The organism is Pseudomonas sp. LRF_L74, assembly GCF_965644255.1.
In the GTDB taxonomy this organism is placed as follows: domain Bacteria; phylum Pseudomonadota; class Gammaproteobacteria; order Pseudomonadales; family Pseudomonadaceae; genus Aquipseudomonas.
In genome coordinates, this window is the sequence record NZ_CBFFRH010000017.1 from 25,425 (window position 1) to 51,015 (window position 25,591).

The window sequence follows — 25,591 nt, forward strand, 5'->3', positions numbered from 1 at the left end:
AGCCACAAACTGCTTCACCACGCCATGATCTCGCAAGTACTCCATGAGATTCAGAACGGCAATTTCGAACGCTGCTTTGAACTAGGGTGGAGCCCGGAAGACCTTCGGCTCCTGCAGTCCCTCCCTGCCCAAACCATCATGCGCCTCAGCCACTCCTCGGTGATGTGGGTCGAGGTCAATGTCGACTCCACCGTTTTGCGTCGGCTGGCCGATCAAGCAGCTCGGGAAGAAGCTCACGAGCGCACGATCAACCGCGCACTGCACTTGGGCGCTAGCACCAACCTGATGTACCGTTTCTTCGGACTCAGCCATTCAGAAACCGCTGCACGTCGACGACTACTCAATATCGATGCCCGGCGGGGACGTCCGACACAGTTGAGCGAAGAACAAGAGATAGCGCTTTGGAAGCGTTGGGTTGAGCTCAAGGACCGCGACAACAATTCCGAGCAGCTCGACCTGCTGATGATATTGGCCGAAGAACAGAACCTGAGCCTCACAGCTGTGTGGCATCAGATCATGTTGCACAGTGATCCGTGATGCCCTCGCCAGCTCATTCACGCTGGAAGGGGCTGATCCGGCATTACAGGCCAACAGCCAAGCCAAACCGGCATCTGCAGGATGGGATGCCGGTTTTCTGTTCAGCGGCCAACGCCAGGACATCGTTCCATGCCTGCTGCTCTTGTATAATCGCCTAACACCACTGGAGCGCAATGCCTGGCAAATCCTGCGCATGCTCACCTCTCAAGGACTGGCAAACTCACGCTACGAAGATCTGCAGCCTTTTCTGAGCAATGTCCCCTGTGGCGGTAGGGCTTCACGAGAGACCGTTGCACGCGTGCTGACCATGCTACGTCTGACACGCTGGCTAACCCTCGTCGATCGGCCACGTCGTCCTGGCGATGGACGTTTTTCAGGCTCGCTCTACGTCCTGCATGAAGAACCCTTGACCCACCGCGAATCGCTAGAGCTCGACAAAGAGTATTTGGAGCTGCTGGGCAACAGCTTGTCCCACGCCACCAAGGCCATTCGCATCGTTGCCGAGGACGCAGTTGGTGATCTGCTGAAAGACAACAGCCTTGATCTGCCAGTACTGCCAACACGCCTGGAAAAATGGGCAGAGCGACTTATCCACAATGAAGGACTGCACGATTCCGAACGCGGCAAAAATCACCGAGTTCGGAATGCTTCAGGCCCGAGTTCGGATTCCGAACCGGGTTTCAAAGCACCGCCTCATCACGCCGTTCGGAATCCGAACGGCAGTACTGTACAAGGTATTAAAAAACATACCGCGCGCGCTTGTACGCAAGAGGGGGCTGGTCTCGTCGACTGGGCTAGCGCGTTGACGCTCTCTCCAACGGAAACCTGGACCTGTCGTGCGGCGTTGGAGAAATTGCCGCAGACCAGTCGCCAAGGTGTGCTGGACGAAGCCATAGCACGCCACGCCAGCGGAACGGTTCGCAAACCTGCTGCGTACCTGTTGGGCCTGGTGCAGAAAGCCTTGGTGGGTGAGTTCGTGCCTTGGGCGGCTCAACCGCCTCCTGAGTCAACCTCGGTAGAAGCCGCTGTCGCAGCACCTTCTCTGCAGCCTCCACGAAAAGCTCGCAGCAAGGGCGAGGCAGTGTCTCCTCTCGCCCAGTCCTACCTGGCTGAACTTCGCGTGCTGACAGGAAGAACGCTCCCGGCTGGAACAGAACTAGACGACCCTGATGGGTGATACCCGGGGTATCACGACAGAGAGCTGCGGCAAGGAGCAATCGACCAGGCAAAAACAATGGCGCAATGATCAGCTTGTTTGCGACAGCACACCTATGGCATCAGCAACGTGTTTCGTAATGCAACTGCGAGGACGCCACTGCGGCCGATCACCACCCAGCCAACGCATCTACACATTGTCGCAGCGCCTCTTCCAATGACGCCTGCTGCGCCCGGAACCGTCGTATTGGAGCAGGGATTGCGATTGCATGACGCTCTGCGGTTCCAAGGTCGATCACGCACGCTAAAGCGCAGATATCGTAGGCGTGCTCTTCATGATCAAAGGCCAAACCGGTCTTGCGTATTTTGTGAACATCCTTCATCAGAGCAGTCATTGTATTGCGGCTATGGGCTGTAGGCCCAGGTTGCGAGCGAGCAACCAAGGTTTCAATGTCGGCATCCCTCCAGCCAGCTAAGAATGCTTTACCTGGCGCGGTGCAGGTCAGTGGGAACACACTGCCAACGGGTACGACGATTCGCACCTCCTGTGGGGCAACGACCTGATCAACCAGTACCGCCGCCTCATCTCGAAGAACCCACAGGTCGATCGACTCGCCCGTTTGCTCCGACAACCTCTCCAAGTGTGGACGCACCCGTGTGCGAACGTCCTGATGGGCAGCAGCGGCCAAACGCGCCAACGCAACCCCTAAACGGACCTGACCGTCACTGACAGCTACCAATTTCTCGGCCTGCAGCGAACTGACAAGCCTTTGCACCGTAGTTCGAGGCAAGGTACTCGCACGCGTGATCTGCGCGATAGTCAGTCCGTTGGGCGCCTGCTCCAAGGTGCGAAGCACTTGGGCCGCACGGGCAATCACCGCTCGACTGCCATCATCTCCGACACCTATCGCAGTGTTTGGATGCTCATCGGTAAGTCGTTTCATCTTGGCCCCAAATAACCATATAACGGCTAATATATCCGAATAACGGTCAAAACACGCCAACGATAAATTAATCCGGGAATGCTATGAACTCCAAGTCTTCCGCCACCATGGTCAATAGCTCCACCACCCGCATCATTATCGTGCTGGCAATGCTGTCGGCTTTAGCTCCCTTCGCCACCGATATGTATCTCCCGGCATTCAGCAAAATGGCAGAGTCGTTCAACACTGATCACGGACGAATCGAGTCCACTCTGTCAGCGTTCTTCCTCGGACTCGCTTTGGGGCAAGCCTTCTATGGACCGCTTATTGATCGCTTTGGCCGCCGTATACCATTACTGATTGGGGTTGGCCTGTTTGCCTGCTCTACCATCGGTTGTCTGTTCATTCACGATATAGATCTACTCACCGGGCTACGCGTCCTCCAAGCTATCGGGGGATGTGCCGGAATGATCATCGGGCGAGCAATCGTTAGCGATCTGTTCGATCAGACAGAAAGCGCTCGTGTACTGTCGTTACTGCTAATGCTCATGACGCTCGCGCCTATCGTGGCACCATTGTTGGGCGGCTGGATTCTTGTGCTCGCGGGCTGGAAAGCCATCTTTGTGTTCATGCTGGTGTTTGCGTTGTTGTGCGGGGTTCTTGTCTGGAGATACGTTCCCGAGACCCAGCCAATCCAACGACGCACCACGCTCAGCGTGAGTCCGATTCTATGCGCCTATGCCAACTTGTTTCGGCATCGCGCCTTCATCGTTCCAGCTATGGTTGGCGGGCTGGCGCAAGCGTCCATGTTTGCCTTCATCACCGGCTCGCCTTTCGTTTTCATGGGGCTGTTCGAGGTCGGCGAGCAACAGTACGGTTGGCTATTTGGACTCAACGCCCTAGGGATCATCGTTGGAGCACAGGCCAATCGCTTAGGACTAAAGCGATGGTCCGCCCACACGATGCTGACAACTGGTCTTTTGATCAACTTAATGGCTGGAGTGACGCTATTGGCCATTGTTCAAACCAAGAGTTTGGCAATTTTGATGCTGCCGTTGTGGTTTGCCATCGCCTCTCTAGGTTTCATCGGTGGAAATGCGGCGGCTATCGCTATGGCAGCCAGCGGCAAGCACCCAGGCAGCGGCTCAGCTCTAGTCGGTATCCTGCAATTTGGTAGCGCCTTTGTGATCAGCAGCCTAGTAGCGCTCATGCAAAATGGCACGGCCTATCCGATGTCACTCGCTATTACTGCAGTGGGTATTTCGGCCACTCTGCTCTGGCTCATAGGAAGGGACAGCCCTGAGCCGATATGACAGTTTGAAAATTTTTCTAAGACTGTCATTGCCTGGCGCCTCCAAGCAGTCCACCGAACGCAGAGGCATTGTTTAGCCGGCTCGCTGGGTTGCCGCGCAGTTATCTCAAGGTTGCTTCTAACAAAATCCCCTACAGATCCGCGTAGCATGAGGACTCGGTCAAGAGTGATACCACTGGTATCACCCACAAAACGACAGCGGCAATGCATCCGGCGTAGCTGGAAAACGATGGCGCAATGATCGGCTTGTTTGCGGCAGCGCACCTACTGCTACGGCAACGTGTTTTCGCAATGCAACGGCGAGGACACCACTGTGGTCGATCACTACCAACTCAACCTGGGTTCACTGCGCAGCACCATCACCCTGACCCTGCACACCCACCATGCGGCTCGTCTGTGGCAAGGCCGTGCAGCCCGTGAAGGTGTGCAGCCAATCATGGGCATGGCTGGCTATATCAGCGCGACCAACCTGATGAAGCAGGCATCGGCCAACGATGATCCGTATGCCGACTGGGCCATGCTGCAGGTCGAGGAGAAGCTGACGCAGGCCAGGAGTGGGATGGATACCCTGGCCCAGCAGATGGGTCAGTTGAGGGAACGGCTGCCGCAACAGATCGATGTCAGCGATAACCTGAATATCCAGCCCGTCACCCTGCCCCTGTTCATCGGCAGCCAACTGGGTTTCCTTGCTGTCTACCTGCTGACCGATTACGACACGCTGGTGCGCCACGCGCTGCTGGCCCATCACACTGCGCTGCTCAGTCGGCGCGAGATGGAGCAATGCATCGATGCCGGCGCACATCTGCTACGTAGTCTTTTCACTCTGGCGCAAAGGTTCAAGCTCGCGGGTGTCACACGCGCTGACATGGCTGCCAATAATGCCCGAGCCCGCGTGGTGATCGAACGGTTGGGAGAACTGCCGCAGGATGTTCTGGAAGGTACTCGGCGCTCTGAATTTGCACCGCCAGTCGTGAAACGTTCGTCATCACCTGAAGCTGAAGATGAGCCTGCTGCGCTTGCCCTTCCCCATGAGGAAACGGGGGAAGAGGCATGACCCAGATACAGCGTCGTCCCCTTTACCCGGGTCTATCACAGGATGCCTATCGAAACCTCGAACAGGGTGCCTCCCTAAAAGGCCTTTTAAGGGTCTTTAAGGGTAATAGGGATCTGGAACTGCTCGCGGTCTCTGCTGCGAAGTGGGAACGACAGTTGGCCGATCTGATGCAAGACCTGGTCGCTCAAGCCAACCAGCCTCCGCTGTCGTTGCTCGACATTCGCCTCGTGCGCCAGGACACCTTAGCCGGCAGCAGCTTTCTGCGCTGGCGTACACGTGACTACTCACAGATGGGCGTGGCCGTGTGGCAACGGCTAATGGACAACCCTGCGCTATCGCCGGCTCTGCGAGAGGGCCTGCATCGTCTTGAGTGCGATCGCATCACCTTAAACATGCAGATGAGCGTGGTGCATTCACTGCTGCGCCAGAGCGCCGAGTGCGTGAACAAGTTCAACAGCGCCGAGCAGGCGCTACACCGCTTCATTCCCAGCGAGGTACAACCATGAGCACGTTCTTTCTTGGTGAAGGCAATATCGGCAGTGCGCCGGAGTTTTTCGAGTTCGGATCAGGCAACGACGAGCCACGGCGATTGCTCAAGCTCAACGTCTATTTCGACAACCCGGTACCGAAGGATGACGGTTACGAAGATCGTCGCGGGTTCTGGGCACCAGTTGAGCTCTGGCACCGCGAAGCTGAAGCGTGGAGCAAGCTCTATCAGAAAGGCATGCGTATCCAGGTCGAGGGCCGTACGGTCCTCGATCGGTGGGAAGATGACAACAACACGCCGCAGTCGACCTTCAAGATCGAGGCGCGCAAGATCGGCATCATGCCCCATCGGCTGCAGTCCATTCAGATGATACCCCGGGTATCAGGCAATACGCCGGTCACTGAAGCAGGAGGCGCCGAAGAGGACGAGACTGAAGACAGTCAGTGAATAGCAGGCACCAGCACCTCCGGTAGATCGGCGATCCGCTCGAGCAAGTCGTCGATCTATTCAGCAGCCACGTGATCTCAGACCGCACAGAGGTAGACGCTCCATTTCTCGCAAGTAACCAACACGGCGAGCTTGTCGTTAGCATCTGGAACATTCCAGGTAGCCTACGAGAAGTTCGCCGTCTCCGTTGAGCGAAATGAACTTCCCCGCGAGCGCTGCGCCTGATGTAATGCATAGACCCTTGTCACCACTGGTGACTGTCCCAAGATCGCAACGCTCCGGTAGACTCGGTCGGCCTTTCAGGTTGGAGCCACTTTCTCTCTTTTTTGCACACGTCTTTGATTGCAGGCGGATGCCCTGTACTGCTTCGCCATTTGCGTGATACCCGGGGTATCACTGGCCAGGCCATACAGGACATCCGCGCTGCGGTCGCACTCAGTGCCGGTGCCCGTCGGCGAAACACTGGGATCCTTTTGTGCGCGGATGCGTGCCTTGCCCTTTCGATCCCGGCCACGACACGGATCGGCTGTCTAGCTCGCTGAAATGACACGCAGCAGAGTCGACAGAGGTGGCCTTTCTTGAAGTCGCCTGGACATGTGCCAGGCCCCTTCGTCGCCTTTTTCAATCCATCGAACGCCAGCCAAATCCATCATTCAAAAACGCCCCTATTTCTCGTTGACGCTGTGTTTTAACGGACCTATACAAGGTGCGTGAACTGCTGTCGTTGACGGCACACGCCCAGGTAGCTTGGACCTTTGAGGCTACGCCACTTTAGTGGTGGTCCATCCCAAGTGCGTTGCGCATCCGGTAGTACGCACGCTCATCAATGATGATGGATGCTGACTGAACATCTGACTCACTCTGCCCCAACGTCCTGGTCTTTTCTCAGGTCGACCTTTACTAACCCAGACGGGATTCCACTCCCGTTATGGGCTTGTGGATTTTCCGTTTTTATAGGAGATCCACCATGACTCACTCCACTCAAGAAGCAGTCACCTACTTCAATCTGCACACCACCGGCATTGGTTACCTGAACCGTATTCGGGAAGTGCCTGTACGCCGTGGCAAACCCTTTATGGCCTGCGATATCGCAGCGCTGCATGGGGCTGCCGATGACGTCGAGTACACCCGCTTTGACTTGAAAGTGTCGGGTGCCGATGCCGAGCAATTGGTGCGCGAATACAGCGATGCTGTCCAGGCCGAGCAGAAGGTCCTTGTGTCCTTCCGCATTGGCGATATCTGGGTAGCACCGTTCATGTACGAAAAAGGCGAACGTGCGGGTCAACCGGGCGCGAGTCTCAAAGGCCGACTGCTCTATATCGACTGGGTCAAGGTCGATGGCGAGATGGTTTACAAGGCCCCCTCAAAAGACGGCAGCTCTCCTGCTGAACAAGCAGAGCCTGAAGATCCCACTGCACTACTAGCCCAAGCAAAACGTACTCGGCGTGCGGCTGCTAAGGCTTGACCCAACCGAGAAGCCGTTGGCTTTTTTCCTATCCCAGGCGCTCATTCGAGCGCCTTTATTCAACCATCAGGAGACGCCATGGAGACTTTCTGGCTGTGTGACGACTGCCTGCTTGCCGAAGCGTATGGCGATTTCACTGCATTGTCCTTCAGCTTGCCGGAGCATGAAGTCGATCAATGTATTCAGCAGATTGAATCAGCACTGAAGGAGTTGATGCCATTTAGTGCTGATTTCGATTCTGAGAGTGGCTGGGGGATCGATGAGTTTTCACGATCACCTTGCGGCTGTTGCAATTCACTTTCACACGGACGCCGGCATCGATTCGTCCGGCTCTAGCTTTCACACTGTTCCTACCACAGGGTTAACCATCCCTGTGGGGCTGGTGCCCTATATTGGAGACCCAGCATGACTACTCAACTGAGCTTGATTCAAACCCCTAAGGGCTGTGATGAGCAACGTCGACACGAAGACTGGATCCTCGCACAGGCTCGTATAATCCTCGAACACCGCATGTACACCCGTGGTGAGGAACTGTCCTCGCCAGAAGCAGTTCGAACCTATCTGAAATTCGCCATCGGTGAAAATGAGCACGAGGTCTTCGGCGTTGTCTTTCTCGACTCGAAGCACCGCGTACTCAACTTCGAAGTGATGTTCTACGGCAGTATTGATGGTGCCAGTGTTTACCCCAGGCAGGTTGTGAAACGCGCTCTTGCTAACAATGCAGCTGCTGTCATCCTTACCCATAATCACCCTTCTGGTATTTCGACACCCAGTGAAGCAGATCGAATTCTGACGGCACGGCTGAAAGAAGCTTTGCTACTGATTGAGGTTCATGTGCTAGACCACTTCATCGTCGGAAAAGGTGAACCACTGTCAATGGCAGAAATGGGTTGGCTCTAACCTAAAGGCGTCCTCGGACGCCTTTTTTGTAGTCTGTATCCGGTAAGCCAAGAGGAGCAATCATGCCCTCTGCGCCATAACATCTTCCAGGCGATAGGCCGGTTAGAAACCGACCTATCCTAGTCACTACGCACTCACTCGGGCAGCGCGTAAGTAATGACGTAATCTCCTGTTGGCGTCTCCATGAAGTGATGGCCAGTGGCGACAATCATCAAGTACTGACGGCCATTGGCCTCATACACCAATGGATTGGCCTGGCCACCGGCTGGTAATACGTCCTGCCATACCGTCTTGCCGGTTTTAATATCAATTGCCCGTATCAGATCATCCGTAGCGGCAGCGATGAATATCAATCCACCAGCTGTGACCGCCGTTCCACCATTATTCGGTGTGCCGATATCGATCGGCAGACCCGACTTGATATGCCACGGTCCATTAGAACGGGCAGTTCCCAAAGGGCGATCCCATAAGGTCTTGCCGGACTTCAGGTCGATGGCGCGGATGCCGCCATAAGGGGGCTGCTTACACAGCAGCCCTGTGTATTTTAAGCGCCACCCCGCATTGACATTGATCGCATAAGGCGTGCCAGTCTGCGGGTCGCCGGCCCCCTCTGCGCCACCACGATCCGAGGAGAGTTCCTCACGAGGTTTCCAGCCCATACGATCAGCATCTTTGCGCGGGACCAGTTCCACGTAGTTAGGCATGTCGTTGTAGTTGGCAATAATCACTCCGCGCCGGGTATCGATAGCGACACTGCCCCAGTCCGAACCACCGTTGTAACTGGGATATTCGATGCTCGGGCTACCAGATTCAGGTGGTGTGTAAATACCGTCGTACGCAGCTTGCTGGAACTGGATGCGACATGCGAGTTGATCGAATGGGGTCATACCCCACATATCATGGGCAGTCAGGTCAGCTTTGCGCAGACTGTGGTACGTCGAGAACGGCTGGGTCGGCGACCGCTGCTCAGGCTCAGCGCCACCCTTAGGTACTTGACGCTCTTCAATATCAAATAGTGGCTTACCTGTTCGTCGATCAAACACGTACAGCTCACCCTGTTTGCTAGGCAATACAACTGCCGGTACCGGACCATTGGCGGTGGGAAAATCCACCAGACTGGGCTGCGAGCCCAAGTCGTAATCCCAGACGTCCTTATGCGTGGTTTGGAATTTCCATGCAGGTAGGCCAGTTTCCACGTTCAACGCCACCAAAGCGACGCTCCACTCATTCACATCAGACGTACGCGACGTACTCCAGTAGTCAGCGGCTGCGTTACCCATTGGCAGAAAAACCAAACCCAGCTTGTCGTCGCCCGTGGCGATGGTCCACATGTTCGGCGAGCCACGCACGTAGGTTTCACCGTCGGGCAACGGCTCGCTCTGATTGGGCCGGGCAGCATCCCATGCCCACTTCAACTTGCCAGTGGCAGCATCAAAGCCCTTGATGACGCCTGAGGGTGGATCCACGCGCTGGCCGTCTAGCACCTGGTGGCCGGTAACGATGGTATTACGCACGATTACCGGAGGCGAGTTGATGGATACATAGCCTGCTGGAGTGGATCCCATACCGGTGGTGATATCTACCTGACCGTTGTCGCCGAAGTCGCTGCAGGGCTTGCCAGTTTTGGCATCCACGGCAACGATACGGCCGTCTAGGGTGCCGGAAATAACTCGCGCCTGACAGACTGCTGGTGCTTGCGCCCCATCCTGTTTGGGCACCTCGTAGTAGGAAACGCCGCGACAGGCTGCTGTGTAAGGAATAGCGTCCTTGGGCACCTTGGGATCGAAGCGCCACAGCTCCTTGCCACTGGCCGCATCTAGACCAATCAAAATATTGCGTGAAGTACACAGATAGACAGAGTTGCCGATCTTGAGCGGTGTTGTTTCCGCTCCCCAGCGATAGTCGAGTTGATCGCCAGTACGGTAGACCCACGCACGCTGCAGCTTGCCTACGTTGTCCGCGGTGATCTGCTGCAAAGGTGAATAGCGTGTGGCGGCGGCGTTGCGGCCATACGCGGCCCAGTCGCCGTCCTGAGGTGAATCCGACTGCTGCGCGGCTCCAAGATCGCTTTCCAGCGTGGTCTCTTGCGCATCCGGCACGTCAGCCAAGTTCACGTATCCGAAGGGAACGAAAGCCAGCGCCCCTGCGCCGATCAGTCCAAGGAACAGCACGGTGGCGAGCCCTCGCGACAGGCTGCGTGAGAAGGCCGGCTGCAACCGCGGCAATAGCAACGCAACGATGATCGCCAAGATCAGCACGACATCCAGTCGGGGGATCCAGCGCCAATAGTTAAGTCCAGACTCCCAAGCGGACCAGATGAAGGTGCCGACAAAAACCAATGCATACCACCCGGCTCCTGCGCGCCTTCGCTTGGCTAGAAATACCCCTGCGCTCAGCATGCCGACTCCAGCCAGGAGGTAATACCAAGAGCCACCCAGTATCACCAACCAGGCTCCGCCGACGGCAAGCATTAAGCCAACCAAACCGACCAAAAATCCTGTTATCAGAAGTGGAATGTCACGCCTAGGGCGATGTTCGTGTGTATCCGTCATGACCAGACTCCATGGGGTTGCCTACAGAAACAAAGCCCGACGGCCTATCTGGGCAATTAATGTAAGTCGATGTTTCAAGGAGCAGGAAGTTCAGGAATAAATCCCATCCAGTATGCAAAGAAATTGGATTACTCAAGGGGCGGGCTGAATGAGCACGAGGTCTTCGATGTTGTTTTTCTTGACTCGAAGCACCGAGTACTTACATTCGAAGTGATGTTCTATGGCAGCATTAATGGCGCCAGTGTCCACCCTAGGCAGGTTGTGAAACGAGCTCTGGCTAACAGCGCCAATGAGGTCATCCTTACTCACAACCACTTTTCTAGCGGATCTAGTTCTGACAGTGCGGCTAAAAGAAGATTTGCAGCTGATTGAGGTTCGTTTGGAACACTTCATCGCCGGGAAAGATGATCCACACAAGCACCTTTGGGCGTTTTTTTACCGCTACTGGAGAGCAATCAACTGGCCTGTGAGCGTCAGACTGACCTTCTATCTCTTCGGTTTCATCGCATAGTGAATCTCTCTGGCCCGGCTAATCCTCTAGCCTGGCCATAATTGATCCGGTTTATTTTTCCCTTCAAGGCCAACCAAGCACCGTAAAGACGATCAGCCTCGGTGTAATCGACCTGCTGTTTCATACTGCCTCCAAGTGCCTGCAGAACGGCACTGCATTTAGAAACGATGCGGCGCCAATCGTTTTTTTGACTGACGAGCCGACCGGATTTCATTGAGCTTAGCTGCACACCTCAACGAGATCCCGTCATGAATCGTGTGAGCTTGATCGTCATCGCCGCTCTGACCTGTGCCAGTTGTACATCATCTTTGAAGCACACACAGGAAGCCACTGAGCCAACCACCGCCAAGCGAACTGAAGGCATCGCCAACGACTCTGTTCGTTACGTTGAGCAGGGTCGCTACACCCTGCTGAGCGTTGAGCCACGCCCGGAACAGATCGACCTGTTGAAACAGATCATCGACATCCGTATTCCAACCGGGCATACGCCGGCTGTTCGTGGCGCCATGCTTCATGTGCTGCAGCGAACCGGGTATAGCCTTTGCGCGGGCTCAGCTTCACAGGCTGCTCTTTTCTCTCGACCGCTTCCTGCCGCCCATTACAACCTGGGACCAATGCCTCTAAGCAGCGCATTGCAGGTACTCGCGGGCCCCTCATGGAATCTGCTTCACGACGATGTGCAGCGCACCGTCTGCTTTGAGCTACGGGAAGCGAAACAGCCATGAGTAGACAGATGCGATTGATCGCTTTGGGATTGTCCGTTGCCCTGGCAATTTCTGGAGCTGTGCTGGGCTATTACCAGCACTCACAGCGATTGGAAGCAGTTGAAGGAGCCAGCAATCAGCAGGCAGAATGCCTTGAAAACTTCTCAACCAGCCTCGGTCCTAGCCGAGTAGCGATAGATGGCTTTCGACAGCAGCAAAAGGCTCTCGATAATCGTATTTCATCACTCGAAACCCATTACGCCACTTGGCAGACTGAGAAATCCAAATGGTCTGCTCAGCTTGAGGCCATACGCTCGGAGCTCTCTTCGCGTGCATCAGAGGATGCTGTCGAAGGTCTCGTACTAGAGCAGCGCGATCTAGCCAATGCAGTAGCCGACATTCGTCGTCGAATCGCCAAACCCTCGAACCGAGCGGCACAAGTCGTCACGCCCCGAAAGCCGACCGAGAAACCACCTACCTCTCCGCCCCCTCCATTTCGTGTGCTCGGCATTGAAGGCCGCTCCGATCAGCTATTTCTTCTTGTCTCCCCTCCGCACAAGTCCACGCTTACTGACGTCCGCTTACTGGGTCTTGGCGAAACTATCGGCGGATGGACGCTGAAAGCACTACGGCCGAATGCAGCGACCTGGTCGGTGAAAGGTTATCTGGACCAAGTCACTCACTTGGAGCAACGATGATGGATCGTCGACTGACAGGGTTACTCGCTTGCGGACTGCTCATCGCCCACGCATCGAGTGCTTCATACGCCGCAAATCTGCACATTCAGCGATCAGTAAAGCAGCCTCTCTCAGCAGATGCGCCATCACACACAAAAGCCTGGGGTTTGAACGAGCAGGAATGGTCTCGCTACCAAGACATCCAGAAAGGTCCGCGAGGAATTTGGAGCCCAAACCTTGATCCGCTGACGGCGCTGGGGGTAGAAGCCAGAAGTGATGCGGAGCGGCAGCGCTATGCCGAACTGCAGGTGAGGCTTGAAGCACAACGGGCAGAGCGTGAACTGGCTTACCAGAAGGCCTATAACAATGCCTGGGCTCGCCTCTACCCTGGCCTAATGCCTGTTGAAGGCCTTGGCACAACATCTACCCCCTCCGTAACCCGCCTTGCATTGTTCGTCGAGGACAACTGCCCATCGTGCATGGATAGGCTCAAACAGCTCCGAAATCGGGGCTCTCAGGTTGATGTTTATCTTGTCGGCAGCAGCAATGATGATGCCCAAGTGCGTAGGTGGGCGGCTGAGGCTGGGGTCGATGCCAAGCAGGTCCAACAGCGGGTCATTACCCTCAATCACGACAATGGTCTGTGGTTCAGCCTTGGAGCTAAGGGTGGCCTTCCTGCTGTATTTCGTCAGGAAGCTGGCCAATGGCAACGTGTCGAATAGCCATGTTCGCATTCCTGGCATTTTGTGGGCCACTCTCGGCTGAGAGTGAAATTCCTGATGCGTATGTGGTGATCGCGCAACAGGCCGGCATACCGCCTGAAGCCCTGTTCGCCGTTGCGTTGATTGAAAGCGGAACACCGCTTGAGCATGGCCTCCGCCCCTGGCCCTGGACGCTCAACATCGCGGGCGAACCTAGACGCTTTTCCACGCGCCAAGGCGCTTGCGACACGCTCACAAGAGCTCTGAGTAAAACCGATGCCAAGCGTATCGATGTGGGTCTTGGCCAGACCAATCTTGGCCATCATCCAGAGCGCTATGAATCGCCCTGCGATGCTCTTGATCCCTACAAGAACCTGATCGTCACCGCACAGTTGCTCAAGCAAAGTCGTGATCAAAGCAGCAATTGGAAGGCGGCGGCTGGTCGATATCACAGACCTGCTGGTGGCGCGCCTGCAGCCCGATACCGCGCCCGCTTCTCTGCCGAACTCGAGCGACTTACGTATCCCTCGATAGGTGTCCGATGAAATCTTGTTCGCTTGCATTTTGCATGGGTGCAGCTCTGTGCTGCGCCAACTCGCTCGCTTTCAGCAACGAACAGGAATCGCCCTGGATGCGTGCCGATGTCCAGCAGGCACTCATTCATGAAGACGCCATGTTGCCCGTGAAGAGCCAAGTCCTCAGTCCCGGAAAGCTTCAAGCGCGGAAGCTAACGATACCGGGCCTACCGCCCTTCTTCCTGGTGGGGGCAGATGAGTTTTCTATCCAGTGGCTGCGTGCTCGTGCAGCCGATCTGAGGAGTATCAATGCTGCCGGCCTGGCTGTTGAGGTCCATACGCCAGCCGACCTGGCACGCATACGAGCTACTGCACCGGGTCTGATGATTCTGCCAGTCAACGGAGATGACATCGCACGACGTCTCCAGATCGAGCACTACCCCGTGCTCATCACTGGCCAAACGCTTGAACAGTAGCGGTGGCGGATCATGTCATGGAGTCCATGCTTCGGCCTGCCGTAGAGCTGTACTCCGTGGCGATGTGTGCCGCAACAGCAGGTCTTTGTATTCACTCACCGTGGGCAGTGGCGCTCTCTCCTGAAATAGGATTAGGTGCTGCGGCCGGCTTCTGCAGCCTCGGCACGGTTCGTTTTCGCCAGGCCCAAGCCGTGTTGCGTTACCGCCGCAACATTCGTCGGCTTCCACGTTACGCCCTGACTAGCCGACAGATTCCGGTCAGCTCATCACGCCTGTTCATGGGCCGTGGTTTTCGCTGGAACCGCATCCACACACAGAGGCTGGTGGAAGCACAGGAGCCTGAGGTTGCTCGCTACATCGATCAGCCAGCGCTCTATCGTTTTGCACGTGCGATGGAGCGACAGCTTGAGCCAGCCCCCTACCCGCTCAACCTCATTGGCAAGGCCACGCGCTGGGACAGTCAATTCAATCCGGTGCGCCCATTGCCCCCGGTGGGAGGCTCACCACTGCTGCATGGGGTAGAGCCCAAGGAAAGTGAAGCGTGGCTACCTCTTTCTGAACGGGTTGGGCATACCCTGGTGCTGGGCACCACACGAGTGGGTAAGACACGCCTCGCTGAGGTGTATATCACCCAGGATATCCATCGTAAGCCCCATGAAGTGGTGATCGTCTTCGACCCCAAGGGCGATGCAGACCTGCTCATCCGCATGTACATAGAGGCCAAGCGAGCAGGACGGGAAAACGAGTTTTACATCTTCCACCTTGGCTGGCCAGCTATCTCCGCGCGCTACAACGCCGTCGGCCGGTTTGGTCGGATTTCGGAGGTGGCCTCTCGAATTGCCGGGCAGTTAAGCGGAGAAGGCAACTCGGCCGCATTTCGAGAGTTCGCCTGGCGTTTCGTCAACATCATCGCCAGAGCGCTGACCGAGCTTGGGCGGCGACCTGACTATCTGCAGATCCAGCGCCATGTAGTGAATATCGACGCCCTGTTCATCGAATATGCCCAGCATTTTTTCGACCGTACTGACCCCAAAGCCTGGGCGTTCATCGTCGAACTCGAAAGCCGGTTGAATGAACGCAACATCCCCCGGCATATGCAGGGACGCGATACACGCGTGGTTGCCATCGAACAGTACCTATCGGCCAAACGCGTATTCGATCCGATCATGGACGGTCTGCGTTCAGCCGTGCGCTACGACCGGACCTTCTTCGACAAGATCGTCGCTTCGCTGCTGCCATTGTTGGAAAAACTCACCACCGGCAAGACTGCGCAGTTGCTCGCCCCCAACTACACAGACCTCGAAGACCCAAGACCGATATTCGATTGGATGCAGGTCATTCGAAAACGCGGGATCGTCTACGTAGGCCTGGATGCGCTGAGTGATGCTGAGGTCGCGGCAGCAGTTGGCAACTCGATGTTTGCGGATCTGGTATCGGTTGCCGGGCACATCTACAAGCATGGCGTCGACCATGGTCTGCCCAATACAGGCAGTCGTACCAGCCGACTGCCCATCAACCTGCACGCGGATGAGTTCAATGAGCTGATGGGCGATGAGTTCATTCCGCTGATCAACAAAGGCGGTGGTGCTGGTCTGCAGGTTACCGCCTACACCCAGACCCTGAGTGACATCGAAGCCCGAATAGGCAACAAGGCCAAGGCCAGCCAGGTCATTGGTAACTTCAATACGCTTCAGATGCTGCGTGTGCGTGAAACAGAGACGGCCGAACTGCTAACGCGCCAGTTGCCGAAAGTGAATGTCCTGACCCGGACATTGGTCTCAGGTGCAACCGATACGGCAGATCCAGATAGCAAGACCGACTTCACCTCCTCGTCACAGGACCGAATCAGCAGTACAAGCGTGCCCCTGATTGAACCTGCGCACATCGTCAGTCTGCCCAAAGGACAGATGTTCTCTCTGCAGGAAGGCGGCCAACTCTGGAAAGTGCGCATGCCGTTGCCCAAGCCAGCACCGGAAGATGAGATGCCTGCATCGCTCCAGGAATTGGCAAATCGGATGCGAGCTTCATACAGCGAGAACGCCGGTCAGTGGTGGAAGGCCAGTAGCAGTGGACAGACCTCAGACTTGGTGTTGAAAGACCTGGATGAGCGGGAAAGTGCCGCCAACACAGATGCCCATAACAAAGAGTCAGTCGACGATGGCTGAACCAACTCCACGCCCCTCACACACGCACGAAAACAGGAGGCTGATCAGCCGGCTGCTGGCATTCATCAGCCAAGCTGTAGCGGTACTGATTATTTCGTGGGTGTGCTCAATCATCATGGAGTGGATCGGCCTCGCCTTCTTTTGGCCTGAGCAAGGCTGGCATCACAGCCAAGCGATGCTCAGTACGGAACTGAGCTTTCTGGACGAAGATTTCAAGCAGTCACTGCTGATCGATGAACCGGGACCGACACTGCATCAATGGCTGGCCTTAGCTGAGCAGTGGTTGTGGGAGCGCTCGGGCTTTGGTGCATTTGCGACCGGGGCAAGAGATGCATCCGCACAAGACACTTTCTGGGGAGGTATCAACCAGATCTATGTGAGCATTGAGGACTACGCACTTGCAGCCGTGTTCGTCAGCCTGACATTTGCGGTGCGGATTTGGATTCTGCTTCTAACCACGCCCATGACGATGCTGGCGGTTATCACTGGCGCTATGGACGGGCTCGTGCGTCGAGATCTACGGAAATTTGGCGCCGGACGCGAGAGCAGCTTCGTCTATCACCGTGTAAAACGAATGATCCTGCCGTGCGTATTTCTACCCTGGATGATCTACCTGTCACTGCCGTTCTCACTGAACCCTGTCTGGGTACTTATTCCAAGCACGGTATTACTCGGATTATTAGTCGCAATTACAACATCAACATTCAAAAAATATATTTGAAAATTAGCATTAACCAACAATCAAACCAATCACGAAAGCAACTGGAACCAACACAACCAGCAAAGTAATAAGGACATTTACTTTCGTAACCAATCCGGCCATCAATGAAACCATCTGACTCAAATCACTGCCTCGTTCTGCAACACTGTATTTCTCTCTATCAGAGGAACTTCCATCTGCGAACGCGGCAATAAGGCTGCCGCCGGCGCCGGAACATGCCAACATAATAATCTGTGAAAAATTCTCAAGAGTTTGCTTAGACTCCTCAGGCATAGTGTCATGAGTCCCTTTGACAAATAGGGGAATAACACCCGATATAAAGACACCATAGGCAACCAGTGCAATACCTTTGACAAATCGATCTTGCTTGACTACGAGAATCGCTAGCATCGCAACTGCACTGCTCAAGTATGTCAGTGCGACAGTTCCTTGCCAGAGTCCGTAAAATTTTAAAAGTGGGATGAATATAACCCAACACAAAACTGCAAAAACAATGAAAGCTATTCGCATAACACCTACCGAATCAATAGAATTTTAGTTAAGCACATAGGGATCCCACATCTCTAAACATGCAGTATTAAACAGACGCATACCATATCGCATTAATAGCTGACACAGATCTGCCCGACGCTCACCCTGATCTTACACGAGGATCAGGCCATGCCCAAAAAAATCAACATCATACCTATAATGCTCTTATTGTTTTCAACAGGAGCAAAGTCTGCACATAAAGATGACCTTGCGCTAGCTCTTAGGCAACTAACTACAATTGAACAGCTGGTAGTTAGAGCCAACTCAACTGCGGGCCCATCACGTTACACTTTCAACACCTCACGTTTCTCAGAAGACCTGGAGCACATCCGTTCCGGTATCCGTGACTACCTCTCCCCAGTGCGCGCTCAGCCACGCGATCTCTTTGAGATCAAAGGGGACTACCGCCTCGAAACGCCTGACGGTGATGCGAAATGAGCATGACCGCCGCCCAGCTATCAGCCTTCGAAAACTCCGCAGGTTTCAGCCCTCAAGTCAGTGCCGTTTTCTGGGTATCACTGACGCTCACACTGGCCCTGCTCTGGTGTGCCTGGGTCGTGTGGATGGGCTATCGCGGCTGGGCAGCCGGCAACGTCCGACTCGGTTCTCTTGGCGGCAGCACCATCCGCGTCTTGGTCCTGCTGCTCATCCTGATGTTTTTCACCTTGTCCTGACTTACCGGAGAGACAGCCCATGACATCGCGTCGCCACATCACTTGCACTCGAGCCTGGCTTGCCTTAACCAGCTTGGCAGTTAACGTCGCTCAAGCAGATCTGCCCACCATGGAAAATCCCTCCAGAGGTGCTGGCGGCGGTTTGTTGGACACGATCAAAAACTACGCCTACGACGGAGGGATTCTGATCGGTTTGTTGATCGCCACGCTGGCCTTTCTTGGCGTCGCTTGGCACTCGCTGACGGTTTATGCCGATGTGCAAAACCAACGCAAAACCTGGAAGGACCTTGGAGCCGTCGTAGGTGTTGGAGCCCTCCTCGTCGTGGTCATCATCTGGTTCCTGACCAAAGCAGCTGAGATTCTCTGAGGCAGCTATGAGCGACGCTATTCAGCGGCTGCCTGACGGCACACTCGCCTTTCTGCCCGAGCGCCTCAACCGGGACCCGGATGTGCTACGAGGTCTGACCAACGATGAAATGTGGGCTGCACTTGCTGTCGGTGCAGCGTTTGGCTTTGTGCTGGGTATTCCGCTGGCCATCGTTATATCGATCGCCATGGCGCCAACCACCATTATCGCTAGCATGGCCGTATCACTCTTCACCAGTGGCAACTTGCTGCGTAACTTCAAGCGCGCCCGTCCCGAGATGTGGCTGTATCGCCAGGTGCAGTGGGTGCTGCAAAGCCAGCTACATATCGGCCATACCTTGGTTACACACAGTGGGCCTTGGACTGTGCGTTGTACGCACCGACGTCTGATTGAAAAGGCCAAGCCATGAGCCGGTTCAAGAACAAGGTTGATGCCCAGCAGGCCCACATCACCAGCCTACGCATTGCAGTGGGTGTATTGGGGGTAGTCTGTAGCGGGCTCTGGTATGGCTGGCAGGCCGCACCGAGTGACCTGAACATCCACGTGCCGCCGGATCTGCGCTCCGGCAGTACGCGCAAATGGTGGGACATACCGCCTGAAAACATCTACGGCTTTGCCCTGTACATTTTTGGGCAGCTCAATCGCTGGCCAACCGATGGTGATGTCGACTACCGCCAAGCCATTTCTAGCCTCAGCCCCTACCTCACACCGATCTGCAAGAATTTCCTCGAAGGCGACTACGAATTTCGCAAAACAGCAGGTGAGCTGCGCCGTCGTGTACGGGGAGTCTATGAAGTACTCGGCCGCGGCTACAGCGACGATCCTGAGCTACGTGTGCGCTCACTTGATCGTGATACTTGGCTGGTCAATCTCGACCTCAACGCTGACGAGTACTACGCCGCCGAACCGGTAAAACGCGTAGTCGTGCGCTACCCCCTGCGCGTAGTGCGGTACGACATTGACCCGCAGCGCAATCGCTGGGGACTCGCCCTCGACTGCTATCAAGACACGCCTCGCAAACTCTCAACAGAGGAGCCTTCGCCATGAATACCGGGTCGTTGGGATTAACCGGTTTTGCCCTTTTGCTGAGTAGCTTCATGGCTAATGCCGTCGAGGTAATGCCCTGGGGACGTATTCCATTAAGCGTGCCGCTGACGGTGGGCCAGGAGCGCGTGGTGTTTGTCGACGAGACGGTGCGTGTAGGCGTTCCCGCCTATCTTACTGATCGCTTGCGTGTGCAGAGTGCGAACGGTGCAGTTTACCTGCGCGCGTCTCAGGAAATTGCCTCAACACGTATTCAGCTTCAGTTGCAGGAGTCAGGAGAAAACGTCCTGCTGGATATATCGGCCGTACCCGGCGATCAAGTGCTGGAGCCAGTGCGCATAGTGCGGGAGCCAATCACTCCCTCCCACGAGGGTAGGCCTGAACACTCAGGACCGAGTGCCAATACACCTATTCCCGTGACTTTGGTACGTTATGCAGCCCAGAGTCTGTATGCCCCGCTTCGAACACTTGAGCCGCTTGCTGGTGTACAACGAGTGCCCCTTCGATTGAAAAGCGCACTCCCCCTCTTTACCGAGTATTCGATCAACGCAACTCCGATGGCAGCCTGGCGTCTGAACGACTTCTGGGTCACTGCCGTGAAGCTGCAGAACCAGAGCACAGGCTGGATCACGCTCGATCCTAGGGCGCTGCAAGCAAGCTTGTTTTCAGCGTCATTTCAGCATGAGCAGCTTGGCCCCCACGGGCGACCTGAAGACACGACAGTGGCCTACCTGGTGACCCGCTCGGCCGGCCTGGAGAAGGCTCTATGGCTGCCTACCTCCTCAGCAGAGGAGAATCAGGATGCGCGCTAATGTCCTGCTGCGCTGGCTTGTTCCTGGCCTTCTGATCGGTGTGGTGTTTGTCATCGTCAAAGGCTGGATCTCCGATGAAAAGAGCGCTGCCACAGCTAAGGACGACAGTCAGGAAAAACTCGAGCTCAGCCCTGAGGAAGCCAAGGACTTGGGCATCGCCGGTGATACACCGCGCGACACAGTGGCCACATTGGTCGGTCAGGTCAAAGCCATGCGCAGTGAAATGCTCAGTCTAAAAAAGAGCAACGAAACGCTGCAAAAAGACAACAACCGACTACGTCAGCGCGAGCAGAACGTCGACTCACGCATCAACTCGGCGCTCAGCTCTGTGACCCAGCAAGCCGACAAGGATCGTCAGGTTGCCGAATCAACCCGTGCTGCGTCGGAACAGGAACGCAAACAGACGCGCACGTTGTTGGACCAGGTCGAATCAAGACTGGCCAAGCTCAAAGGCGAGGATTTACCTGTCGGGTTTGGTCTTGAACCGGGAGACGGGAAACGCTTCAGCAAACAGCCTAATAATCCTGACCTGCTTACTTGGATTGAGCCTGAAGGTAATACCTCGAAGCCTGAATCCGGTACCGATACTACAGACACGTCCCCTAAGGTCTTTCAAAAGCTCGATTCGCTGTCGAGCGACGCACTGGATCGCAGCCAGAAAACGCTTGAGCGAGATTCTCCAGCATCCGGACGCTCGGTTGAGCGGACGCAGGATGCCCACCCGGTCTACACAATCGCGCAAAACTCCACGTTGACCGGTTCGGTAGCCATGACAGCGCTGATTGGCCGAGTACCGGTCGATGGCACGGTCAACGATCCTTTCCCTTTCAAAATCCTGATCGGCCCAGAAAACCTGGCAGCCAATGGCATCGACCTGCCCGATATTGAAGGGGCAGTCATGAGCGGGACGGCATCGGGGGACTGGACCCTGTCGTGCGTGCGAGGTCAGGTTGAGTCAATCACTTTCGTGTTTGCTGGCGGCACAGTGCGTACCGTGCCGGAGCCCGATGCCCCCAGTCGCGGCAAGAGCAACACGACTCAAAGCAGTGACCTCGACAAGGTCCGTGGCGGTTTGGGCTACCTCTCCGACCCGTATGGCATTCCTTGTATTGGAGGCGAACGGCGCTCCAACGCGCAGCAGTACCTGGGTACCCAAAGCCTAATCACAGCGGCCGGTGCTGGCGTTGCCGCACTGCTCGGCAACGACCAAAGCAGTACCAGCGTCGTGGGGGCAGGCGGCAGTGTGGGTATTACCTCGCAAAGCGCTGGCAACACCGCACTCAATACCATCCTGAGCTCGGGTGTGAGCGATATCACCGACTGGAGCAAAAGCCTCTACGGCGAAGCCTTTGCTGCGGTGTACGTCCAGCCAGCCGCAAAGGTGGCAGTCCATCTAGATCAGGAAATCGCAATCGACTACGAGCCCAATGGCCGGAGAGTCCGTCATGAACACAACTCAGAACACTCGCTGGATCTGGATTAGTGCCCTACTGCTACTCGGTGGCTGTTCCTCGGATAAGGACGCCATGCTGCCCTATGGGGACAACACCATGCTGGATGTCTGGAATGGCTCTGCCGGAACACAGCAGGCCGTCCATGACGCTCGACAGCAGCTACGCCGCCCTCTGGAAGATGTGGATACTCAAACCGCCTACACACGCACTGCCGCCAATGAGATTCGCAACCTGTTCCCTCGCCTACCCAATCCTGACTTAGTGATGTACGTCTACCCGCACTTGACCAGTAGCCAGCAGACTCCGGTACCGGGTTACTCGACTGTATTCCCCCTCTATGAACGCGTGCAGTACGCGCAGCCAGGTGAGCGTTTGGAGGATTACTGATGCGCCAGAAGCCTTCGCACAGGCGCGCAACGCGGGCTGACGAGGCAACAGCCTACCGACCCAATCCAAGCTTCACCGATCACCTGCCTTGGGTTGAGTTTCTTGAAGACGAGCAGTGCCTCCTGCTGGAGGACGGCCATTCGGTAGGTGCTATTTTCGAGTTGTTCCCCATAGGCACCGAAGGTCGAGAACCTGACTGGCTCAGCCAGATCCGCGACATCATTGAGAACGCCCTACAGGACAGCTTCGATGAGCATGAAACCTCTCCATGGGTGGTGCAGTTCTTCTGCCAGGACGATCATGACTTTCGTCCCTACCTAGACCGACTGAAGCAGTACATCAGTGAAGCGGCTCGAGGTAGTGCTTTTACCGAGACCTATCTGGAACTGGTGGCCAAACACCTTGAAGGTGTCGCCAAGCCTGGCGGGCTTTTCAACGACACTGTCGTATCGCGTCTGCCCTGGAGAGGAAAAAATCGCCGCATCCGCATGGTGGTTTATCGCTGGATCGAGTCTGCGACACATGACCCACTCCATGATCCTGTCAGCAGCTTGAATGATGTCTGTGGGCGTATGACTGGGGCCTTGCATGCAGGCGGTATACGTACCCAACGTTTGGATGGTCGCGCGTTCTATGACTGGATGCTCCCCTGGTTCAACCCAGCACCAGCGGCTGAATCATCCCAGGCTTTTTATGAGCAAGTGGGCTATCCAGAGCCGGCCGATGACGAGTCAATCGAGCTGCCGTTTGATCACGACTTCAGTGAGCGCCTGTGTTTTAGCGAACCAACGTCAGATACCGAGCAAGGTCTGTGGTTCTTCGACAAACGTCCGCACCGCGTCATCGTTGTCGACAAGCTGCGTCGTTCGCCCAGCATCGGACAACTGACCGGTGAGATGCGCAAAGGCGATGCGCTTAATGCCGTGTTCGACCAGTTGCCCGAAGGCAGCGTGCTGAGCCTCACTATGGTCGTCACGCCCCAGGATGTGCTGGAAGAACAGTTGAACCGGCTCGCGCGAAAAGCCATAGGTGAAAACCTGGCCTCTACACAAACACGCGAAGATGTGGAACACGCCCGAGCGATCATCGGACGTCGGCATAAGCTCTATCGCGGTTCGATCGCCTTCTACCTCAGCGGGGCCGATGAAACAGAGCTCCATCAGCGCGCTGTTGCCTTGAATAACGTCTTGCTCGGCGCGGGTCTGCAGCCTGTTCGCGAAGCGGACGAAGTGGCGGCATGCAACAGCTACTTGCGCTGGCTGCCCATGGTCTACAACCCCAATCGCGATTACCGTCAATGGTACACCCGTCTGATGTTCGCTCAGCACCTCGCCAACCTGCTGCCGGTATGGGGCCGCAGTATCGGTACCGGTAATCCCGGCATCACCTTCTTCAATCGCGGTGGATCGCCATTGAGCTTCGACCCGCTATCACGCACCGATCGCGCCATGAATGGCCACTTGCTGTTGTTTGGTCCGACGGGCGCCGGCAAGTCCGCCACCCTTGTATCGATGCTCATGCAGATCATGGCGATCTACCGCCCTCGCCTGTTCATTGTCGAAGCCGGCAACTCATTCGGTCTGCAAGCAGATTACTTTCAAGAGTTGGGGCTGAGCGTCCACAAGGTGAAACTCTCGCCAGGTGCTCCTATCAGCCTCGCTCCATTTGCAGATGCGTGGCGCTTGCTCGATCAGCCCAACACGTCGCTCGAAAACTTTACCGATGAGGAGGCCAATGATGAGTCAGAGCAGCGAGACATTCTTGGTGAGCTGGAAATTACAGCTCGGTTGATGATTACCGGCGGCGAAACCAAAGAAGAGGCACGTCTCACGCGGGCTGATCGTAGCCTGATCCGCCAGGCACTTGTCGACGCAGCAAAGGTCTGCAATGCAGGCGAACGTCAGGTGCTTACCAAAGAGCTGCGCGACGCCCTTTGGCGCATGGCTGAGGACACCTCTAGACCGACACGCCGTCGTGAGCGCGCCCAGGAAATGGCGGAGTCTATCGACTTGTTCTGCCAGGGGTTTGAGGGTGAACTCTTTGATCGTGAAGGCACGCCGTGGCCGGAGTGCGATGTCACCGTAGTGGACCTCGCAACCTACGCACGCGAAGGCTACGAAGCCCAAATGGCGATCAGCTACATCAGCCTCATGAACCGAATAAATAACCTGGCCGAGCGGGATCAGTTTCTCGGCCGGCCCATACTGATGGTCACCGATGAAGGCCACATCATCACAAAGAATCCTCTGCTCGCCCCCTTCGTTGTAAAAGGCACGAAGATGTGGAGGAAGCTCGGTGCCTGGTTCTGGCTCGCGACCCAGAACATGGCCGATCTACCTGACACTGCTCAGACCATGCTCAACATGATCGAATGGTGGATCTGCCTAAACATGCCACCGGCCGAGATCGAGGAAATCGCTCGCTTCAAAACACTCAGTCCTGCGCAGAAATCATTGCTGCTCTCGGCAAGCAAAGAGTCAGGGAAATACACAGAGGGCGTCGTGCTCGCGCCTAACGTCGAGACGCTATTCAGAGCAGTACCGCCCAGCCTTTTCTTGGCTCTAGCTATGACGGAACCAGAAGAAAAGGCCGAACGTTGGCGATTAATGCAAGGTCATGCGATTAATGAATTAGAAGCAGCATTAGGGATTGCAAAAAAAATGGACCACTCCCGTAAAATCAATACGACCAATAATCTCTGACGTCTCCAAAGCTATATCTTCTGAAACATCTATTTTGCCTTCATATATTCTTTACCGACAGGATCTTTCAACACCACATCTGCACGTGCTAGCGCCACTGCTAAAAACATCAAGAGAAACGCCAAAAACAATGTCTCGATCAAACTACGCACATTGAAAGTTTCCGGCTCAACCCAGTACCAGACAAATACAAACCCAATCATCGCACCAAGGCCGGTCCGAATGGCCGTTAGAAAACTACCACCTAAGGAAACTCTGAATTTAACTTCCCGTTTCTGTTGAAATACGCCGATCCCGTTGCCCGAGTATCACGATGAA

At 55.6% G+C, this 25,591-nt stretch carries 28 protein-coding genes and 1 pseudogene; 26 read left to right on the plus strand and 3 right to left on the minus strand.

Translation table 11 applies throughout. From position 1 onward, the window contains the following. The first annotated feature begins 24 nt into the window (after positions 1-24). The gene (locus tag ACSZPK_RS25930) at positions 25-537 is read left to right on the plus strand and encodes a DUF2857 domain-containing protein (protein WP_437884532.1); all 513 of its coding nucleotides are present in this window, start codon (positions 25-27) and stop codon (positions 535-537) included. After that, entirely contained in the window at positions 527-1,714 is a 1,188-nt protein-coding gene (locus tag ACSZPK_RS25935) for an STY4528 family pathogenicity island replication protein (RefSeq protein ID WP_437884505.1), read from the plus strand. The genes ACSZPK_RS25930 and ACSZPK_RS25935 overlap by 11 nt, the downstream gene beginning before the upstream one ends. 148 nt (positions 1,715-1,862) lie before the next feature. Here ACSZPK_RS25935 and ACSZPK_RS25940 read toward each other — a convergent pair whose 3' ends face one another. Beyond that, a complete protein-coding gene (locus tag ACSZPK_RS25940; protein WP_437884506.1) occupies positions 1,863-2,636 on the minus strand; it encodes an IclR family transcriptional regulator in 774 nt (257 codons plus the stop codon). Positions 2,637-2,719: 83 nt separating this feature from the next. On the opposite strand from ACSZPK_RS25940, the gene ACSZPK_RS25945 reads away from it, so the two are divergent. From ACSZPK_RS25945 to radC, 7 genes are all read left to right on the plus strand, one after another. Beyond that, positions 2,720-3,928: a multidrug effflux MFS transporter gene (locus ACSZPK_RS25945; RefSeq protein ID WP_437884507.1), complete on the plus strand. Its 1,209-nt coding sequence runs from the start codon at positions 2,720-2,722 to the stop codon at positions 3,926-3,928. A 312-nt stretch (positions 3,929-4,240) separates the two neighbouring features. After that, the gene (locus ACSZPK_RS25950) at positions 4,241-4,981 is read left to right on the plus strand and encodes a PFL_4669 family integrating conjugative element protein (RefSeq protein ID WP_437884533.1); all 741 of its coding nucleotides are present in this window, start codon (positions 4,241-4,243) and stop codon (positions 4,979-4,981) included. Further along, complete coding sequence (locus ACSZPK_RS25955) at positions 4,978-5,487, plus strand: DUF3158 family protein (protein ID WP_437884508.1); 510 nt, start codon at positions 4,978-4,980, stop codon at positions 5,485-5,487. Before ACSZPK_RS25950 ends, ACSZPK_RS25955 begins: the two co-directional genes overlap by 4 nt. Further along, entirely contained in the window at positions 5,484-5,915 is a 432-nt protein-coding gene (locus ACSZPK_RS25960) for a single-stranded DNA-binding protein (RefSeq protein WP_437884509.1), read from the plus strand. Before ACSZPK_RS25955 ends, ACSZPK_RS25960 begins: the two co-directional genes overlap by 4 nt. A 967-nt stretch (positions 5,916-6,882) precedes the next feature. Then, positions 6,883-7,380: an STY4534 family ICE replication protein gene (locus ACSZPK_RS25965; protein ID WP_437884510.1), complete on the plus strand. Its 498-nt coding sequence runs from the start codon at positions 6,883-6,885 to the stop codon at positions 7,378-7,380. Positions 7,381-7,458: 78 nt separating this feature from the next. Then, the gene (locus ACSZPK_RS25970; protein WP_437884511.1) at positions 7,459-7,716 is read left to right on the plus strand and encodes a hypothetical protein; all 258 of its coding nucleotides are present in this window, start codon (positions 7,459-7,461) and stop codon (positions 7,714-7,716) included. Positions 7,717-7,785: 69 nt separating this feature from the next. Then, positions 7,786-8,280 carry a RadC family protein gene (gene radC, locus ACSZPK_RS25975; RefSeq protein WP_437884512.1) on the plus strand — a complete coding sequence of 165 codons (495 nt, stop codon included), beginning with the start codon at positions 7,786-7,788 and terminating at the stop codon, positions 8,278-8,280. Between the two features lie 134 nt (positions 8,281-8,414). Here the strand turns inward: radC and ACSZPK_RS25980 are convergent, their stop codons facing one another. Further along, on the minus strand, positions 8,415-10,832 hold the full coding sequence (locus tag ACSZPK_RS25980) for a membrane-bound PQQ-dependent dehydrogenase, glucose/quinate/shikimate family (RefSeq protein WP_437884513.1): 2,418 nt from the start codon (positions 10,830-10,832) through the stop codon (positions 8,415-8,417). A 126-nt stretch (positions 10,833-10,958) separates the two neighbouring features. Here ACSZPK_RS25980 and ACSZPK_RS25985 point away from each other — a divergent pair. The 8 genes and pseudogenes from ACSZPK_RS25985 to ACSZPK_RS26020 form a co-directional block, all read left to right on the plus strand. Further along, positions 10,959-11,244 (plus strand): annotated as a pseudogene (locus ACSZPK_RS25985) (JAB domain-containing protein); the annotation flags it as partial. Positions 11,245-11,591: 347 nt separating this feature from the next. Next, a complete protein-coding gene (locus ACSZPK_RS25990) occupies positions 11,592-12,068 on the plus strand; it encodes a PilL N-terminal domain-containing protein (RefSeq protein WP_437884514.1) in 477 nt (158 codons plus the stop codon). Next, positions 12,065-12,745 carry a hypothetical protein gene (locus ACSZPK_RS25995; protein WP_437884515.1) on the plus strand — a complete coding sequence of 227 codons (681 nt, stop codon included), beginning with the start codon at positions 12,065-12,067 and terminating at the stop codon, positions 12,743-12,745. Before ACSZPK_RS25990 ends, ACSZPK_RS25995 begins: the two co-directional genes overlap by 4 nt. After that, entirely contained in the window at positions 12,745-13,446 is a 702-nt protein-coding gene (locus ACSZPK_RS26000) for a TIGR03759 family integrating conjugative element protein (protein ID WP_437884516.1), read from the plus strand. Before ACSZPK_RS25995 ends, ACSZPK_RS26000 begins: the two co-directional genes overlap by 1 nt. After that, on the plus strand, positions 13,428-13,970 hold the full coding sequence (locus tag ACSZPK_RS26005; protein ID WP_437884517.1) for a lytic transglycosylase: 543 nt from the start codon (positions 13,428-13,430) through the stop codon (positions 13,968-13,970). Before ACSZPK_RS26000 ends, ACSZPK_RS26005 begins: the two co-directional genes overlap by 19 nt. A gap of 86 nt (positions 13,971-14,056) precedes the next feature. Further along, complete coding sequence (locus ACSZPK_RS26010) at positions 14,057-14,416, plus strand: integrating conjugative element protein (protein WP_437884518.1); 360 nt, start codon at positions 14,057-14,059, stop codon at positions 14,414-14,416. A 2-nt stretch (positions 14,417-14,418) separates the two neighbouring features. Beyond that, a complete protein-coding gene (gene traD / locus ACSZPK_RS26015) occupies positions 14,419-16,581 on the plus strand; it encodes a type IV conjugative transfer system coupling protein TraD (RefSeq protein ID WP_437884519.1) in 2,163 nt (720 codons plus the stop codon). Continuing rightward, the gene (locus tag ACSZPK_RS26020) at positions 16,574-17,302 is read left to right on the plus strand and encodes a TIGR03747 family integrating conjugative element membrane protein (protein WP_437884520.1); all 729 of its coding nucleotides are present in this window, start codon (positions 16,574-16,576) and stop codon (positions 17,300-17,302) included. The genes traD and ACSZPK_RS26020 overlap by 8 nt, the downstream gene beginning before the upstream one ends. A 9-nt stretch (positions 17,303-17,311) precedes the next feature. Here ACSZPK_RS26020 and ACSZPK_RS26025 read toward each other — a convergent pair whose 3' ends face one another. Beyond that, complete coding sequence (locus ACSZPK_RS26025; protein ID WP_437884521.1) at positions 17,312-17,812, minus strand: hypothetical protein; 501 nt, start codon at positions 17,810-17,812, stop codon at positions 17,312-17,314. 150 nt (positions 17,813-17,962) lie between these two features. On the opposite strand from ACSZPK_RS26025, the gene ACSZPK_RS26030 reads away from it, so the two are divergent. Genes ACSZPK_RS26030 through ACSZPK_RS26070 form a run of 9 tightly spaced genes read left to right on the plus strand, consistent with a single transcriptional unit; the run spans position 17,963 to position 25,273 of the window. Next, a complete protein-coding gene (locus ACSZPK_RS26030) occupies positions 17,963-18,271 on the plus strand; it encodes an RAQPRD family integrative conjugative element protein (protein ID WP_437884522.1) in 309 nt (102 codons plus the stop codon). Further along, the gene (locus ACSZPK_RS26035; protein ID WP_437884523.1) at positions 18,268-18,507 is read left to right on the plus strand and encodes a TIGR03758 family integrating conjugative element protein; all 240 of its coding nucleotides are present in this window, start codon (positions 18,268-18,270) and stop codon (positions 18,505-18,507) included. The genes ACSZPK_RS26030 and ACSZPK_RS26035 overlap by 4 nt, the downstream gene beginning before the upstream one ends. Before the next feature lie 19 nt (positions 18,508-18,526). Beyond that, the gene (locus ACSZPK_RS26040; RefSeq protein WP_437884524.1) at positions 18,527-18,874 is read left to right on the plus strand and encodes a TIGR03745 family integrating conjugative element membrane protein; all 348 of its coding nucleotides are present in this window, start codon (positions 18,527-18,529) and stop codon (positions 18,872-18,874) included. Positions 18,875-18,881: 7 nt separating this feature from the next. Then, positions 18,882-19,283, plus strand: a complete 402-nt coding sequence (locus tag ACSZPK_RS26045) for a TIGR03750 family conjugal transfer protein (RefSeq protein WP_437884525.1) — start codon at positions 18,882-18,884, stop codon at positions 19,281-19,283. Next, a complete protein-coding gene (locus ACSZPK_RS26050; protein WP_437884526.1) occupies positions 19,280-19,921 on the plus strand; it encodes a PFL_4703 family integrating conjugative element protein in 642 nt (213 codons plus the stop codon). Before ACSZPK_RS26045 ends, ACSZPK_RS26050 begins: the two co-directional genes overlap by 4 nt. Further along, positions 19,918-20,730: a TIGR03749 family integrating conjugative element protein gene (locus ACSZPK_RS26055; protein ID WP_437884527.1), complete on the plus strand. Its 813-nt coding sequence runs from the start codon at positions 19,918-19,920 to the stop codon at positions 20,728-20,730. Before ACSZPK_RS26050 ends, ACSZPK_RS26055 begins: the two co-directional genes overlap by 4 nt. Beyond that, entirely contained in the window at positions 20,720-22,213 is a 1,494-nt protein-coding gene (locus ACSZPK_RS26060) for a TIGR03752 family integrating conjugative element protein (protein ID WP_437884528.1), read from the plus strand. The genes ACSZPK_RS26055 and ACSZPK_RS26060 overlap by 11 nt, the downstream gene beginning before the upstream one ends. After that, entirely contained in the window at positions 22,176-22,571 is a 396-nt protein-coding gene (locus ACSZPK_RS26065; protein ID WP_437884529.1) for a TIGR03751 family conjugal transfer lipoprotein, read from the plus strand. Before ACSZPK_RS26060 ends, ACSZPK_RS26065 begins: the two co-directional genes overlap by 38 nt. Then, entirely contained in the window at positions 22,571-25,273 is a 2,703-nt protein-coding gene (locus ACSZPK_RS26070; protein ID WP_437884530.1) for a conjugative transfer ATPase, read from the plus strand. The genes ACSZPK_RS26065 and ACSZPK_RS26070 overlap by 1 nt, the downstream gene beginning before the upstream one ends. Positions 25,274-25,591 lie beyond the last annotated feature (318 nt).

Bases quoted from the DNA above. Each gene is read 5' to 3' on its own strand.
- ACSZPK_RS25930 (WP_437884532.1), top strand. From the start codon at position 25: ATGATCTCGCAAGTACTCCATGAGATTCAGAACGGCAATTTCGAACGC.
- ACSZPK_RS25940 (WP_437884506.1), bottom strand. From the start codon at position 2,636: ATGAAACGACTTACCGATGAGCATCCAAACACTGCGATAGGTGTCGGA.
- ACSZPK_RS25945 (WP_437884507.1), top strand. From the start codon at position 2,720: ATGAACTCCAAGTCTTCCGCCACCATGGTCAATAGCTCCACCACCCGC.
- ACSZPK_RS25955 (WP_437884508.1), top strand. From the start codon at position 4,978: ATGACCCAGATACAGCGTCGTCCCCTTTACCCGGGTCTATCACAGGAT.
- ACSZPK_RS25960 (WP_437884509.1), top strand. From the start codon at position 5,484: ATGAGCACGTTCTTTCTTGGTGAAGGCAATATCGGCAGTGCGCCGGAG.
- ACSZPK_RS25965 (WP_437884510.1), top strand. From the start codon at position 6,883: ATGACTCACTCCACTCAAGAAGCAGTCACCTACTTCAATCTGCACACC.
- ACSZPK_RS25970 (WP_437884511.1), top strand. From the start codon at position 7,459: ATGGAGACTTTCTGGCTGTGTGACGACTGCCTGCTTGCCGAAGCGTAT.
- radC (WP_437884512.1), top strand. From the start codon at position 7,786: ATGACTACTCAACTGAGCTTGATTCAAACCCCTAAGGGCTGTGATGAG.
- ACSZPK_RS25980 (WP_437884513.1), bottom strand. From the start codon at position 10,832: ATGACGGATACACACGAACATCGCCCTAGGCGTGACATTCCACTTCTG.
- ACSZPK_RS25990 (WP_437884514.1), top strand. From the start codon at position 11,592: ATGAATCGTGTGAGCTTGATCGTCATCGCCGCTCTGACCTGTGCCAGT.
- ACSZPK_RS25995 (WP_437884515.1), top strand. From the start codon at position 12,065: ATGAGTAGACAGATGCGATTGATCGCTTTGGGATTGTCCGTTGCCCTG.
- ACSZPK_RS26000 (WP_437884516.1), top strand. From the start codon at position 12,745: ATGGATCGTCGACTGACAGGGTTACTCGCTTGCGGACTGCTCATCGCC.
- ACSZPK_RS26005 (WP_437884517.1), top strand. From the start codon at position 13,428: ATGGCAACGTGTCGAATAGCCATGTTCGCATTCCTGGCATTTTGTGGG.
- ACSZPK_RS26010 (WP_437884518.1), top strand. From the start codon at position 14,057: ATGCGTGCCGATGTCCAGCAGGCACTCATTCATGAAGACGCCATGTTG.
- ACSZPK_RS26020 (WP_437884520.1), top strand. From the start codon at position 16,574: ATGGCTGAACCAACTCCACGCCCCTCACACACGCACGAAAACAGGAGG.
- ACSZPK_RS26025 (WP_437884521.1), bottom strand. From the start codon at position 17,812: ATGCGAATAGCTTTCATTGTTTTTGCAGTTTTGTGTTGGGTTATATTC.
- ACSZPK_RS26030 (WP_437884522.1), top strand. From the start codon at position 17,963: ATGCCCAAAAAAATCAACATCATACCTATAATGCTCTTATTGTTTTCA.
- ACSZPK_RS26035 (WP_437884523.1), top strand. From the start codon at position 18,268: ATGAGCATGACCGCCGCCCAGCTATCAGCCTTCGAAAACTCCGCAGGT.
- ACSZPK_RS26040 (WP_437884524.1), top strand. From the start codon at position 18,527: ATGACATCGCGTCGCCACATCACTTGCACTCGAGCCTGGCTTGCCTTA.
- ACSZPK_RS26045 (WP_437884525.1), top strand. From the start codon at position 18,882: ATGAGCGACGCTATTCAGCGGCTGCCTGACGGCACACTCGCCTTTCTG.
- ACSZPK_RS26050 (WP_437884526.1), top strand. From the start codon at position 19,280: ATGAGCCGGTTCAAGAACAAGGTTGATGCCCAGCAGGCCCACATCACC.
- ACSZPK_RS26055 (WP_437884527.1), top strand. From the start codon at position 19,918: ATGAATACCGGGTCGTTGGGATTAACCGGTTTTGCCCTTTTGCTGAGT.
- ACSZPK_RS26060 (WP_437884528.1), top strand. From the start codon at position 20,720: ATGCGCGCTAATGTCCTGCTGCGCTGGCTTGTTCCTGGCCTTCTGATC.
- ACSZPK_RS26065 (WP_437884529.1), top strand. From the start codon at position 22,176: ATGAACACAACTCAGAACACTCGCTGGATCTGGATTAGTGCCCTACTG.
- ACSZPK_RS26070 (WP_437884530.1), top strand. From the start codon at position 22,571: ATGCGCCAGAAGCCTTCGCACAGGCGCGCAACGCGGGCTGACGAGGCA.